Below are 14214 nucleotides of genomic sequence, written 5' to 3' on the forward strand. Positions count from 1 at the left end.
GGTCAGCACCACCGCCCGCCAGGCCCGGCAGTCCGCGCCGGCCTGGGACGGCCACGCCGCCGGCCGGCAGCAGCGCGACCGCGGCGAGGACCCGACCGATCCGATGCGCCGCGCGCCCGTCGGGCGAGGCTGGCCACGACACGACCGGTTGGCTGCCGACGACGGAAACACCGACAACCAGTTCGACCCAGCTCGGTTCCAGGCCGATCAGTTTGGCGGCGGTCGGCGAGGCGGCGATTGGCAGGACGAGAGCCGACTCGACGCCGATGCCACGGAAGACGACCGGTTCTACCCGGACGACCGGCTCGGCGATGACCGGTACGACACGGACGACCAGTACGACACGGACGACCGGTACGACACGAACAACCGGTACGACACGGATGACCGGTACGAAGAGAACGGACAGTACAACTCGGACGAATCGTACCGGTACGGCGATGATGACCGATACCGCGACGAGCGGTGGTCGGACTCCCCCGCCCACGGCGCCGTGTCCTGGGAGCGGAGTTCCCGCTTCGCCGGCGCAGCTCGAGTGGTGAGCCCCTCCTCCGGGGCGTCCTTCGCCGCCAGCAGGATGCCCACCGCCAGCAGGATGCCCACCACTGGCCGGATGCCCGTCGGCCCCCGGCGCGGCCGACCGGCCCCGGCGGCTGCGCGGGACCATGCGCCGGCCGAGCGTGTCCCGGGCGCCCACCGGGCGCCGCTGCGGCGCGGCAACGGGCGGGTGCGGCTGGCCGCTGCCGGCACCGTCTCACTGGCCGGACTGTCAGCCCTCGTCGCCGGGGTGGCCTTCGGGGGCGATGGGGGGGCTGGCGGCACGGCGGTCCCGAACGCCGGTGAGGCACCGCGGATCCAGTACACCGGCGGCACGGAGGCGTTCGCGTACGGCGCGGCGCAGACCCAGGCGTCGCGGGACCGCGCCCTGAGTTCGCCGCCGCGGGCCGAGCTCGCGCCGAGCGCCGATCGGGCGGGTACCGGGTCAAGCGGCTCCGGTTCGTCGAGTAGCGGCGGGTCGGCCGGTCTCAGCACGGTCGCGCTGAGCCCCACCACCGCGCCGATCCCGATCATCTCGCTGCTCCCGCGGGATCAGCCCGCCACCGGGCCGACCGACCTGCGCTCCATCGCGCCGAGCACCGGCGCCGCGACCACGGCGGGCACCACTGCCACGTCGGCCCCGACGGCCACCGCGACTCCGTCGGAATCCGCCGGCGGCGAAACCACCCGCCCGGCCACGAGCCCGGCGACTGCGCCGACCGCCACCGGGTCCCCGGGCACGGGCTCGCTGCCGTTCCACCCGACCCCGATTGACGTGGAACCGCTGCTCGGTTCCTGGTTCAACGGGTCAAGTGGCGCCGCCACGACCCACGGCACGTCCACGACGTCCACGGTTCCGTCGCAGCGGTCGAGCGGCACGCCGAGCGCGTCCCAGGCCGCTCACCACTGACCCACCCGCCGTCCCCGGGGCGGGCCTCTCCGCGCCGTCCCTCCCGGTGCGCCGCCCCGCTGCTGTCCCGGGACACGGCGTCCGCTCCCGGGCGACCGGGTGCCGGCGTGGCCGGGGAGCGCCTCAGCCGGTGCGGTCGATGACGAAGTCGGCGAGGGACTCCAGGGCTGTCTTCGCCGCGTTGTCCGGCAGCGGGGCCAGGCATTCCCGGGCGCGGGTCGACCAGGCCACGAGCTCCCGGCGGGCCCGGGCCATCCCGTCGTGCGCACGCAGCAGCTCGATCGCCTCGGCGACGCCCTCATCCGGGTTCCCGCCCCCGGCGGCGAAGTCCGAGTTGATGAGCTCCCGCAGCCGCCCGGCGGCCCGGTCCTCGGCCTGCAGCGCGTAGAGGACCGGCAGGGTGGGGATACCCTCTCGCAGGTCGGTGCCGGGGGTCTTCCCGGAGTCGGCGGGGTCGGAGGCGACGTCGATGATGTCGTCGGAAAGTTGGAAGGCCACCCCGAACAGCTCGCCGAAGGTCGCCAGGGTGTCGACGGTGACCGGGTCCGCGCCGGCGAGCATGGCGCCGAGGCGGCCGGAGGTGGCGATCAGCGAGGCGGTCTTCTCCGTGACCACCCGCAGATAGTGCTCGACCGGATCCTGGTCGGGCGCGGGGCCGACGGTCTCGCGGATCTGACCTTCGCACAGGGTCGCGATCGTGCGGGCCAGGATCCGGGTCGCCGCGGGGCCCAGGTCCGCGGTGATGTCGGAGGCGCGGGCGAACAGGTAGTCACCGGTGAGGATCGCGACCGTGTTCGTCCACCGGGCGTTGGCGGACGCCGCGCCCCGGCGCCGGGGCGCCTCGTCCATCACGTCGTCGTGGTACAGCGTCGACAGATGGGTGAGTTCGATCGCGACAGCCGCCGGCACCACCCCGGGGGCGTGCGGATCGGCGAAGTGCGCGGCCAGCAGCACGACGATCGGGCGGAAGCGTTTACCCCCCGCGTCGACGAGATGCCGCGAGGTCTCGGTCACGAAGGAGAACTCGCTGCGCACAGATGTGCGTAGCAGCTCCTCCACCTGACCAAGCCCATCTCGCACGGCTTTTTCCAGATCAGGATCGGTCCTGATCCCCACGACGTCCAGCCCGATAGCGCTCATACCACCGTCAGCGTACGAAGCCAGACGTCGCCGCGGTATTGGCGAGGTCCAGAAGGGGCTGTGGCGCTACTCCCAGGACAAGTGTCGCGGCGGTGCCGATGCCGACCGTGCCGAAGGTCAGGGTCGGTCGGGTGACCACGACGGGCCCCTCGGCGAGCGGCTCCGAGAAGAACATCAGCACGATCACGCGCACGTAGAAGAAGGCCGCGATCGCGCTGCACACCAGGGCCACGATCACGAGCGGGGTCGCGTCGCCCTCGATCGCCGCCTGGAACACGGCGAACTTCCCGGTGAATCCGCTGGTCAGCGGGATGCCGGCGAGCGCCAGCAGGAGGAAGGAGAACGTGCCGGCCAGCAGCGGCGAGGTGCGGCCGAGCCCCCGCCACTGGGACAGGTCGCTGGCCTCACCGTCGCTGGTGCGCACCAGCGAGACCGCGGCGAACGCGGCGATCGTGGTGAAGCCGTAGGTGACCAGGTAGAACATCGAGCCGCGCAGGCCGTCGGTGTTGGTGCCGGCGAGCCCGACGAGCAGGAAGCCGGCGTGGGCGACCGCCGAGTAGGCCAGCATCCGCTTGATGTCGCGCTGGGTCAGCGCCAGCACCGCGCCGACGACCATCGTGAGGATCGCCACGATCCACAGCACCGGCCGCCAGTCCCAGCGCAGGCCGCCGAAGGCGACGTAGAAGACGCGCAGCAGGGCGCCGAAGGCGGCGACCTTGGTCCCGGCGGCCATGAACGCGGTCACCGGGGTCGGGGCGCCCTGGTAGACGTCGGGCGTCCACGAGTGGAACGGCGCTGCGCCGATCTTGAAGAACAGGCCGACGGCGAGCAGGGCGAGCGAGAGGTAGAGGTAGGTGTCGTTCTTCCCCACCGCGCCGACCGCGTCGGCGACCTTGCCGAGCTCCACGCTGCCGGCAAACCCGTAGGCAAACGCGACGCCGTAGAGAAAAAACGCCGAGGAGAATGCTCCGAGCAGGAAATATTTCATCGCCGCCTCCTGCGAGAGCAGGCGCCGCCGGCGGGCGAGCCCGGCCAGCAGGTACAGCGGCAGCGACAGGATCTCCAGCGCCACGAACATCACCAGCAGGTTGTTCGACGCGACGAAAAGCATCATGCCGGTGACCGAGAAGACCATCAGCGGGTACGCCTCGGTCTGCATGTCCGCGGAGGTCTGCTGCGCGGTCGAGCCCTTCGAGCCGGGCGTGATCGCCGCCGAGGCGACGATCGCGCCCCCGGAGGAGTCAAGCTGGCGCTCGGCCACGAGCAGCACCGACAGCAGCGCGAAGACCAGGATCGTGCCCTGCATGAACAGCGTCGGCGCGTCGATCGCCACCGCGCCCGAGGCGAGCACCGCGTGCCGGCCGTGCAGCACCGCGACCGCGACCAGCGCGGCGATGAAGCCGCCGCCGGCCAGGATCGGCTGGATGACCCGGCGCGCTCCGCGAGTGGCGAAGGCGTCGACGAGCACCCCGATCAGCGCCACCGCGAAGACGATGAGCAGTGGGCTCAGCGAGGAGTACTCGATCGACGGCGGTGTGATCTTCTGTGCCTGCGCCAGCAGGAGGGTCGGATCGGCGCTCACGAATGGCCTCCGGGCTGCGTGGCGACAGGATGGGCGGCCGCAGGGTGGGTCGGTGCCGGATCGGACTTGCCGATGTCGGCGTAGGTCGCCGTCACCGTCGGCGTAATGATGTCAAGCAGCGGCTTCGGGTACACCCCGAGGGCGACGATGAGGGCGACAATCGGGGCCACGACGAGCTTCTCGCGCAGGCTGAGATCGTGCAGGACCTTGTTCTCCGGGTGGACGATCGGGCCGGTCATCGTCCGCTGGTACAGGTACAGGACGTAGATCGCCGCGAGCACGATGCCGCAGGTCGCCACGATCGCGAGCGGCTTGTTCGCCGTGAACGTGCCGACCAGGACGAGGAACTCGCTGACGAAGCTGTTCGTCCCGGGCAGCGCCAGCGACGACAGCCCGGCGAGGAGGAAGACCCCGGCGAGCAGCGGCGTCACCTTTGCCAGGCCGCCGTAGGCGCCGACGTCGCGGGTGCCGCGGCGGGCCACCAGGAAGCCGACGACCAGGAACAGCAGCCCCGTCGACAGGCCATGGTTGACCATGTAGAGCACCGCGCCGGTGCCGGCCTGGCTGGTGAAGGCGAACACGCCCAACGCGATGAAGCCGAAGTGGGCAAGCGACGTGTAGGCGACCAGGCGCTTCATATCTCGTTGCCCGATGGCCAGCAGCGCCCCGTAGAAGATGCCGACGACCGCAAGGCCCAGCACCATCGGAGCGAAGTAGTCCGCGGCGTCCGGGAACAGCGGGATGCAGTAGCGGATCAGCCCGAAGGTCCCCACCTTGTCCAGCACGCCGACGAGCAGCACCGCGCCACCGGTGGGCGACTGGGCGCCCGCGTCGGGCAGCCAGGTGTGGAACGGGAACAGCGGGGCCTTGATCGCGAATGCGACGAAGAACCCGAGGAACAGCAGTTTCTGCACCCCCGGGGTGATCTCCATCTGCCGCAGGGTGGCGAAGTCGAACGTGCCGTGCCCGAGGTTGTCGGCGGACACGACGTACAGGCCGATCACCGCGGCGAGCATGAGCAGGCCGCCGAACAGGCTGTAGACCAGGAACTTCACCGCCGCGTAGGAGCGCTGCGCCTGCTCCTTCACCGGGCCGTAGCTGCCGATGAGGAAGTACATCGGGATCAGCATCGCTTCGAAGAACACGTAGAAGAGGAAGACGTCGGTCGCGGCGAACACGCCGATCATCCCGGCTTCCAGGGCGAGCAGCAGCGCGAAGAACGCCGGCACCGAACGGCGGCCAGGCGTCTCGGCCTCCCCCCGCGTCTCGACCGGCGGGAACGTCACGGGCCGTGCCGGGGCCGGGGCGGCCAGCACGGCCGTGGCTCCGCCCGCCCCACCACCGACACCACCGGCACCACCGGCACCACCGGCACCACCGACTGGGCCGATCCCCTCGACGTCGACGGCGGGACCAGCGCCTCCGGCGGACCCACCGGGCGTGCCTCGATCGGGGACGGCTGTGGGAGCGGGGACACGGCCACCGCCCGCGGCCTCGCCGTCGACCTCGTTCCACGACGACAGCACCACGACCGGCACCAGCAGCGCGGCCAGCAGCATCAGCACCAGCGAGATGCCGTCGGCCCCGACCGAGTAGGAGATGCCGAACGTGGAGATCCAGTCGTAGGACTGACCGAACTGGAAGCCCGCCTTGTCCGGGTCGTAGGCGAAGGTCGCGATCACGGCGAGCACCAGGACCGCGAGCGTGACGGCGAGGGTGAGCTGCTTGGCGAGCGTCGCGTGGCGCCGCGGCAGGGCGGCGACGACCACCGCTGCCGCGGCCGGAACGATGAGCAGGATCGTCAACCAGGGGACCGTGTTCACGTCAGCCCGCCCTCACCAGTAGCAGTGCGCCGACCACGAGGACGGCACCTCCCAACATCGACAGAGCGTAGGACCGGACGAAGCCGGTCTGTAGGCGGCGCATCCGCCCGGACAGCCCGCCGATGGCCGCGGCGCTGCCCCGCACGAGCCCGTCGATGCCGACGAGGTCCAGCCAGACCAGGAAGCGGGTCAGGTACTGGCCGGGGCGCATCGCGACGGTCTCGTTGAACGTGTTCGCGAACAGGTCGTGCCGGGCGGCGAAGGTGACCAGGCTGACCTCGGTGTCCGGCCGGGCCACGGACTCGACCGGCCGCATCTGGTAGCGCAGGTAGGCGCCGGCGAAACCGCCCGCGGTCACCACCAGGGTGAGCAGGGTGAGAACGACCGGAGAGAACGTGTGCACGCCCTCGACGCCCGTCCCGGCGACCGGTTCGAGCCAGTCCTGCAGCGAGTGGCCGAGGACGAACAGGCCGCCGGCGAACACCGAGCCGACCGCCAGCACGACCATCGGCCCGGTCATCGACACCGGCGACTCGTGCGGGTGCTTCGCCGCCGGTCCCTCGGACGACCACCGCGGCTTGCCGTGGAAGGTCATCAGGAACAACCGGGTCATGTAGAACGCGGTGATGCCCGCGCCGAGCAGCGCGATCGAGCCGAGCAGGTAACCGGACGTCCCGCCCTTGTCGAAGGCGGTCTCGATGATGCGGTCCTTGGTGAAGAACCCTGACAGCCCCGGGAATCCGATGATGGCCAGGTAACCGAGGCCGAAGGTCACCCAGGTGATCGGCATGTACCGCCACAGCCCGCCGTAGTGGCGCAGGTCCTGGTCGTCGTCCATCCCGTGGATCACCGACCCGGCGCCGAGGAACAGGCCGGCCTTGAAGAAGCCGTGGGCGACCAGGTGCATGATGCCCAGCGCGTAGCCCGCGGGCCCCAGGCCGACGGCGAGGAACATGTAGCCGATCTGGCTGACGGTCGAGTAGGCCAGCACCTTCTTGATGTCGTCGTAGGCGCAGCCGATGACGCAGCCGATGAGGATCGTCGCGGCGCCGATGATGACGACGACCGTGCGCGCCGCCTGCGTCCCGTCGAAGATCGGGCCGGCCCGGACGATCAGGTACACCCCGGCGGTGACCATGGTCGCCGCGTGGATGAGCGCGGAGATCGGAGTGGGGCCCTCCATGGCGTCTGGCAGCCACGCCTGCAACGGAAACTGGCCGGACTTGCCGCACGCGCCGAGCAGGAGCAACAGCGCGATCGCGGTCAGGGTGCCGTAGCCGATGACGCCCGCGGCGGCGGCGCCGAACACGTCCGCGTAGCTGGTCGAGCCGACGGTGGCGAACATGAACATGATCGCCAGGGCGAGGCCGACGTCACCGACCCGGTTCATGTAAAAGGCCTTGTTCGCCGCGGTGGCCGCGGCCGGCCGGTCCTCCCAGAACTTGATGAGCAGGTACGACGACAGGCCGACCAGCTCCCAGCCGGCGTAGAGCGACAGGAAGTTGTTGCCCAGGACGAGCAGCAGCATCGACGCCAGGAACAGGTTCATGTAGGCGAAGAACTTGCGCCTGTTCGGGTCGTGCGCCATGTAGCCGATCGAGTAGATGTGGATCAGCGTGCCGACGCCGGTGATCAGCAGCACGAACACGATCGAGAGCTGGTCGACGAGCAGGCCGACGTCCACCTGGAAGCCGTTCACCGGGATCCAGGAGTACAGGTGCTGGGACAGCGCCCGGTCGTCGCCGTCGCGGCCGAGCAGGGTGGCGAACAGCACCAGGCCGAGCACGAAGCTCGCCGCCGCCGCGAGCGTGCCGATGATGTGGCCGACCCGGTCGGTGCGCCGGCCCCCCAGCAGCAGGACCGCGGCGCCGGCCAGCGGCAGCACGATGACCAGCCAGGACAGCGAGAACACCCCGGAGGCGGCGGCGTAGTGGATCGGCTGGCCGCCGGGTTCGGTCGCCGCGAGCAGAACCGGGTCGACCCTCATCGCGACCCCGCCACGGCGCGTCGTTGGCGATAAAGCGTCACTGCAGTCTCGTCCGTTCTTCCATGACCGCTCCAGGCGCCGCGGCCGCTGGGTCGCAGGTCAGTACTTCAGCAGGTTCACGTCGTCCACCGACGCCGAGCGACGGGTGCGGAAGATGCTGAGGATGATGGCCAGGCCGATGACGACCTCGGCGGCGGCGACGACCATGACGAAGAACGCCATGATCTGGCCGTCGAGGGTGCCGTTGATCCGGGAGAACGTGACCAGGGTCAGGTTCACGGCGTTGAGCATGAGTTCGATCGACATGAACACGACGATCGCGTTGCGCCGGACGAGGACCCCGACGGTGCCGATGGTGAACAGCAGCGCCGAGAGGATCAGGTAGTTGGCGGGATTCACCGCTCGTCCCCCTTACCGGCGCCCGCCAGCGCCGAGCCGTTCACATCGACCGGTTCCGCTCCGCCCGCGCCTCCGTCCGCCGCGGCACCGTCCGTCGGCGCCGGGGGTACCGGTGCGCCCGGCGTGGTGCCGCCCGGCCTGTCCGGCCTGTCCGGCCTGTCCGGCCCGCGCGATCCCGGCGGCCCGCCGGGACCTGCCGATCCCGGCCCGTCCGACACCCCGGGGGTGCCAGGAGCACCCGGGGTGTCCGGGGTGTCCGATGCCGCCCGGCCGCCGGGGAGGTCAGTGACGCCCGGCTCCTCGGCGGTTTCGGGGATGCCGGGGATGCCGCCGATGCCGGAGGCGCGGCCGCCGCCGGGCAGCAGGCCGAGGGTGTCGGCCGAGTCGTGTCGGGCGAAGACGCCGGGTCCGGGCAGCGGGGTGACCTGGCGTCCGGGTTCGGTGAACCGGCGACGCATCCACTCCCGCTGGCCGACCCGACCGCCCTCGCGTTCGCGGTGGCCGAGCACCATCGTCCCGATCGCGGCGACGACGAGCAGCGCGGAGATCGCCTCGAAAACGAAGACGTAGTTGCTGAACAGCAGCCGACCGATCGCCTGGACGTTGCCGCCCTCGTTGGCCTTGTCGAGGCCCTTGGCGCTGCCGCCGTCGATGGCCGAGCCGATCGGGAAGACCAGCAGCCCGGCGAAGCCAAGCCCGAAGATCGCCGCGCCAAGCCGCTGGCCGCGGATGGTCTCCACCAGCGAGTCCGACGAGTCGACGCCGACGAGCATGAGCACGAACAGGAACAAAACCATGATCGCGCCCGCATAGACGATGATCTGCACGAAGCCGAGGAACGGCGCCTGCTGGACCATGTAGAACACCGCGACGCAGAACAGGTTCGCCACCAGCAGCAGCGCGCAGTGCACGGCGCTGCGGACCAGCACCATCCCGACCGCGGCCAGCACCGCTATCGGCGCCAGGATCCAGAACACCGCGGCCTCGCCGGTGGAGGTGCTGGTGATCTCGCCCGCGGCGGCGAGCAGGGTCGCGTGGGTCATCGCGGCCGCTCCGAACCGGCACCATGCGCGGGCACCTCGTCGGCCCGGGAGTGCTCGCCGGCCGCGCGCCGGTCGATCACGTCGGCCGCACGGTCGGAGGCCCCGGGGTCGGAGGCCCCGGGGTCGGAGGCCCCGGGGTCGGAGGCGGCGCGGTCGGAGGCGGCGCGGTCGGAGGCGGCGCCGGCGGCCGCGCGCTGCTCATCGGTCACCTGCCAGGGCAGCGGCGCGTCCGGGTCACGCACGTAGTAGTCGGTCTCGCTGTCGCCGAGCCGCATCGGATGTGGCGGCGCCTGCATGCCATCACCCAGCGGGGCGAGCAGCTGCTCCTTGGTGAAGATCAGATCGCGACGGCTGTCGTCGGCGAGCTCGTAGTCGTTCGACATCGTCAGCGCCCGGGTCGGGCACGCCTCGATGCACAGCCCGCACAGAATGCAGCGCAGGTAGTTGATCTGGTAGACGCGGCCGTACCGCTCCCCCGGCGAGTAGCGCTCGGTCTCGGTGTTGTCGGCGCCCTCGACGTAGATGGCGTCGGCGGGGCAGGCCCAGGCACACAGCTCGCAGCCGACGCACTTCTCCAGCCCGTCCGGGTGGCGGTTGAGCTGGTGGCGACCGTGGAACCGGGGCGCGGTCTCCTTCTTCTGCTCCGGGTACTGCTCCGTCGTCGGCTTCTTGAACATCGTCGAGAAGGTGACGCCGAAGCCCTTGTAGGGGTCGAAGAAGCCCATGACTCAGCTCTCCTGACGCGGAGGGGGATCCGCGGGGATGACGGTGGACGACCCGTTGGCCGAGGTGCCCGCGGGCACCGCCGGACGGTTGCGCGCACCGGCGGGTGGCGGGGGCGGCCACGGGATGCTTTCGAGGCTCGGCGCCTGCGCGAGCTTGCTGCGCTCGGCCTCCTCCAGCTCCCGCTGGTGCTTCGCGCCACCGGGATCGACAAGCGCGATGATCAGCATGACGCCGATGACCACCCCGACGCCGACCAGCCACGGTGTGCGGTCGTCGACGTCCTTCTGGTAGACGCGGAAGGTGGCGATGATCAGGACCCACAGCAGGCCGACCGGGATCAGCACCTTCCAGCCGAACGCCATGAACTGGTCGTAGCGCAGCCGGGGCAACGTCCCACGCAGCCAGATGAAGAAGAACAGGAACAGCAGCAGCTTCGCGACGAACCAGATCATCGGCACCCAGCCGTGGTCCAGGCCGGACAGACCCGGGATCGGCGGCGGCTGCCAGCCGCCGAGGAACAGTGTGGTCGCGATCGCCGACACGGTGACCATGTTGATGTACTCGGCGAGGAAGAAGAACGCGAACTTGATCGAGCTGTACTCGGTGTGGAAGCCGCCGACCAGCTCCCCCTCGGCCTCGGGCAGGTCGAAGGGCGTCCGGTTCGTCTCACCGACCATCGAGATGCAGTACAGGACGAACGACGGCACCAGCGCGATGTACCACCGGCCCGACTGGCTCGCCACGATCCCGGACGTCGACAGCGTGCCCGCGTACATGAACACCGCGACGAACGACAGGCCCATCGCGACCTCGTAGGAGATGATCTGGGCCGCCGAGCGCAGCGAGCCGAGCAGCGGGTAGGTCGAGCCGCTCGACCAGCCGGACAGGATCAGCCCGTATACCCCGAGCGAGGCGGCGGCGAGCATGTAGAGCACGCTGACGGGCAGGTCCGCGAGCTGGAGCGTGGTGCGCTCACCGAAGATCGATACTTCCGGGCCGAACGGGATCACGGCGAAGGCCAGGAACGCCGGGACTGCCGAGAGGATCGGCGCCAGGATGAAGATCGGCTTGTCGGCGAGGGCCGGGATCAGATCTTCCTTGAGCATCAGCTTGGCGCCGTCGGCGAGGCTCTGCAGCCAGCCTTTCGGGCCGTGCCGGTTCGGCCCGACCCGCTGCTGCATCTTCGCGACGACCTTGCGCTCGAACACGATCGAGAACAGCGTCATCAGCAGCAGGAAGGCGAAGACCGCGACGCCCTTGAGCAGGATCAGCCAGAACGGGTCGTCGCCGAAACCGGACAGGTCCGGGTCGACCGGGGCGGCGAGCACGATCGCGGCGGTGGAGCTCATGGCCGACCCCCGGCGGGTTCGTCGCTGGCGGTGCGCGGCGTGAGCCCGCCAGGCCCCGCGCCCAGTCCCGTCGGGACCGCCGGCGGCGCGACTCTCCCAGGTGGCGCGGCGGTCGCGGTGGCCACGATGGTCGCGGGAGTCTCGACGGTCACGGGAGTCTCGACGGTCACGGCGGTGTCTCGGGCCGCGGTGAGCTCGGCCCCCAGCGCCGTGCCGCGACGCTGGTCGACCGGGAACGTGTCGGCGCCGGCCGGACGGGCGGTGCCGCCGGCCGCGATCCGGACGACGACGCCGGCGCGGGCGGCCAACGAGCGGCGCACGTGCGAGCCGGGTGAGTGGGTGGGCACCCAGACGACCCGGTCGGGCATGACGGTGAGCTCGCAGGGCAGGGTGACCGACCCGCGGCCGCTGCGCACCGTCACCAGGTCCCCGGCGGCCGCCCCGATCTCGGTGGCGGTCGCCGCGGACAGGCGGATGCGGGCGGGCCGGGCGGTGCCGGCGAGGTAGGGCTCGTCGGCGAGCAGGGCGCCGTCGTCGACGAGCTGATGCCAGGTGGCGAGCACCGCCTCCCCCGGACCGGGGACGCTGGCGGGCTCGGCGGGATCGCTCGGCGCGGGCACCCGGGTGACTGCGGCGCCGGCCCGGCCGACGTCGCGCAACTCGCGGGCGGCCGCGCCGGTGTCGGGCAGCCGCAGGTCGACATCCATCTCGGCGGCGAGCAGGTGCAGCACGCGCACGTCGGGCAACGCCGGGGTGTCCAGGGCCCGCTGGAAGGGCCTCAGCCGGCCCTCCCAGTCGACGAACGAGCCGGCCTTCTCCGCCACCGGCGCGACCGGCAGCACCACGTCGGCGACTTCGGCGATGGCCGAGCGCCGGACCTCGACCGACACGCAGAACGGCACGCGGGCCAGCGCCGCCAGCGCCGCGGCCGGGTCGGGCAGGTCTTCGGCGTCCACCCCGGCGACGAGGATCCCGTCGAGGCGGCCGGCGGCGGCCGCGGCGAGGATGCCGGCGGTGTCGCGGCCGGGCGCGCCGAGCAGCCGGCCGCCCCAGAACGCCTCGACCTCGGCGCGGGCGGCGGGGTCGGCGACCGGACGGCCGCCGGGCAGCAGTGACGGCAGCAGCCCGGCGGAGACGGCGCCGCGATCCCCGGCGCGGCGGGGCACCCAGGCGAGCGCGGCGCCGGTGGCGTTGGCGAGGCGTAGGACGGCGGACAGCGTTCCGGGGAACTCGCCGGCCCGCTCGCCGACGAGGATCACCGCGCCGGGCGCGCGCACGGCGCGGGCCGTCGCGGCGAGCGGATCGGCGTCGCCCGCCGCGGGACCGGCGTCGGGGCGGGCGTCGGCAAGCGCATCGAGGATGGCCGGCTCGGCACCGGGCTCGGTGGTGACCAGCGTCCCGGCGAGCTTGGCGAGCCCGCGGGTGACCAGCGGGGCGAGCGCGTGCACGGCGGTGGCGTGCTTGTCGGCGGCCTTACGCAGCCGCAGGAAGATGATCGGCGATTCCTCCTCCGGCTCGAAGGCGACGAGCAGCACCGCCGGCGCCGCCTCCAGGTCGGCGTAGGTCACCCCGATGCCGGTGCCGGCGACCGCGTGGCCGAGGAACTGCTCCTCCTCCGCGGAGTGCGGCCGAGCACGGAAGTCCACGTCGTTGGAGGCGAGCGCCACCCGGGTGAACTTGGCGTAGGCGTAGGCGTCCTCGCGGGTCAGCCGGCCACCGGCAAGCACTCCGACGCCATGCCGGTCGCGGCATTCGGCCAGGCCCCGGGCGGCGTACTCCAGCGCCTCGGACCAGGTTGCCTCGACGAGCTGCCCGGTGTCGTCGTCGCGGATCAGCGGGGTGGTCAGCCGGTCGGCGGCCCGGGCGTAGGTGAACGCGAAGCGGCCCTTGTCGCAGTTCCACTCCTCGTTGACCGCCGGGTCGTCGCCGGCGAGGCGGCGCATCACCTTCCCGCGCCGGTGGTCGGTACGCAGGCTGCATCCCGAGGCGCAGTGCTCGCACGCCGTCGGCGTCGAGACCAGGTCGAACGGGCGGGCGCGGAACCGGTAGGCGGCGCTGGTGAGCGCGCCGACCGGGCAGATCTGCACCGTGTTGCCGGAGAAGTAGGACGAGAACGGCTGGGAGTCGCTGACCGCGACCTGCTCGGCGGCGCCGCGCTCGAACAGCTCGATGAACGGGTCCCCGGCGATCTGCGCGGAGAACCGGGTGCAGCGGGCGCACAGCACGCAGCGTTCCCGGTCGAGCAGAATCTCGGTGGAGATCGCCAGCGGCTTCGGGTAGGCCCGCTTGGCCTCCTTGAACCGGGAGACGGCGCCGCCGTTGGCCATCGACTGGTTCTGCAGCGGGCACTCGCCGCCCTTGTCGCAGATCGGGCAGTCCAGCGGGTGGTTGAGCAGCAGGAACTCGATGTTGCCAGCCTGGGCCTTGCGGGACACCGGCGAGGTGAGCTGGGTCTTGACGACCATGTCGGCGGCGACGGTCGTCGTGCAGGCGGCGACGGGCTTGCGCTGGCCCTCCACCTCGACGATGCACTGCCGGCAGGCGCCGACCGGGTCGAGCAGCGGATGGTCGCAGAACCGCGGGATCTCGATCCCGAGCAGCTCCGCCGCCCGGATGATCAGCGTGCCCTTGGGGACGCTGATCGGCAGCCCGTCGATGGTGAGGGGAACGAGATCCGTGGCGGCCGGCGCGGCCGGCTGGGATGGGGCGACGGTCATG

Annotated in this window: 10 protein-coding genes; 1 reads left to right on the forward strand and 9 read right to left on the reverse strand. The window is 71.6% G+C overall.

Annotated features, from left to right (window positions below; all coding sequences use genetic code 11):
- A partial coding sequence (locus NBZ83_RS12525) for a hypothetical protein (RefSeq protein ID WP_261574995.1) occupies nt 1-1447 on the forward strand: 1447 nt, incomplete at its 5' end.
- Nucleotides 1448-1570: 123 nt separating this feature from the next.
- On the opposite strand, the gene NBZ83_RS12530 is transcribed toward NBZ83_RS12525, so the two are convergent.
- The 9 genes from NBZ83_RS12530 to NBZ83_RS12570 form a co-directional block, all read right to left on the reverse strand.
- Nucleotides 1571-2587 carry a polyprenyl synthetase family protein gene (locus NBZ83_RS12530; protein ID WP_136446585.1) on the reverse strand — a complete coding sequence of 339 codons (1017 nt, stop codon included), beginning with the start codon at nt 2585-2587 and terminating at the stop codon, nt 1571-1573.
- Nucleotides 2588-2594: 7 nt separating this feature from the next.
- Complete coding sequence (nuoN, locus tag NBZ83_RS12535; RefSeq protein WP_261568820.1) at nt 2595-4169, reverse strand: NADH-quinone oxidoreductase subunit NuoN; 1575 nt, start codon at nt 4167-4169, stop codon at nt 2595-2597.
- Nucleotides 4166-5992 (reverse strand): NADH-quinone oxidoreductase subunit M, encoded by a 1827-nt coding sequence (locus NBZ83_RS12540; RefSeq protein WP_261568819.1) that lies wholly within the window; start codon nt 5990-5992, stop codon nt 4166-4168. Before NBZ83_RS12540 ends, nuoN begins: the two co-directional genes overlap by 4 nt.
- Nucleotide 5993: 1 nt before the next feature.
- The gene (gene nuoL, locus NBZ83_RS12545; RefSeq protein WP_261568818.1) at nt 5994-7979 is read right to left on the reverse strand and encodes an NADH-quinone oxidoreductase subunit L; all 1986 of its coding nucleotides are present in this window, start codon (nt 7977-7979) and stop codon (nt 5994-5996) included.
- Nucleotides 7980-8078: 99 nt separating this feature from the next.
- Nucleotides 8079-8378, reverse strand: a complete 300-nt coding sequence (nuoK, locus tag NBZ83_RS12550; protein ID WP_044885129.1) for an NADH-quinone oxidoreductase subunit NuoK — start codon at nt 8376-8378, stop codon at nt 8079-8081.
- Complete coding sequence (locus tag NBZ83_RS12555; RefSeq protein ID WP_261574996.1) at nt 8375-9421, reverse strand: NADH-quinone oxidoreductase subunit J; 1047 nt, start codon at nt 9419-9421, stop codon at nt 8375-8377. Before NBZ83_RS12555 ends, nuoK begins: the two co-directional genes overlap by 4 nt.
- A complete protein-coding gene (nuoI, locus tag NBZ83_RS12560) occupies nt 9418-10146 on the reverse strand; it encodes an NADH-quinone oxidoreductase subunit NuoI (RefSeq protein WP_261574997.1) in 729 nt (242 codons plus the stop codon). Before nuoI ends, NBZ83_RS12555 begins: the two co-directional genes overlap by 4 nt.
- Before the next feature lie 3 nt (nt 10147-10149).
- On the reverse strand, nt 10150-11496 hold the full coding sequence (nuoH, locus tag NBZ83_RS12565) for an NADH-quinone oxidoreductase subunit NuoH (RefSeq protein WP_261568815.1): 1347 nt from the start codon (nt 11494-11496) through the stop codon (nt 10150-10152).
- The gene (locus tag NBZ83_RS12570; RefSeq protein WP_261568814.1) at nt 11493-14213 is read right to left on the reverse strand and encodes an NADH-quinone oxidoreductase subunit G; all 2721 of its coding nucleotides are present in this window, start codon (nt 14211-14213) and stop codon (nt 11493-11495) included. Before NBZ83_RS12570 ends, nuoH begins: the two co-directional genes overlap by 4 nt.
- Nucleotide 14214: the final 1 nt, after the last annotated feature.

It is taken from the genome of Frankia gtarii, from assembly GCF_025403375.1.
GTDB lineage: Bacteria > Actinomycetota > Actinomycetes > Frankiales > Frankiaceae > Frankia > Frankia gtarii.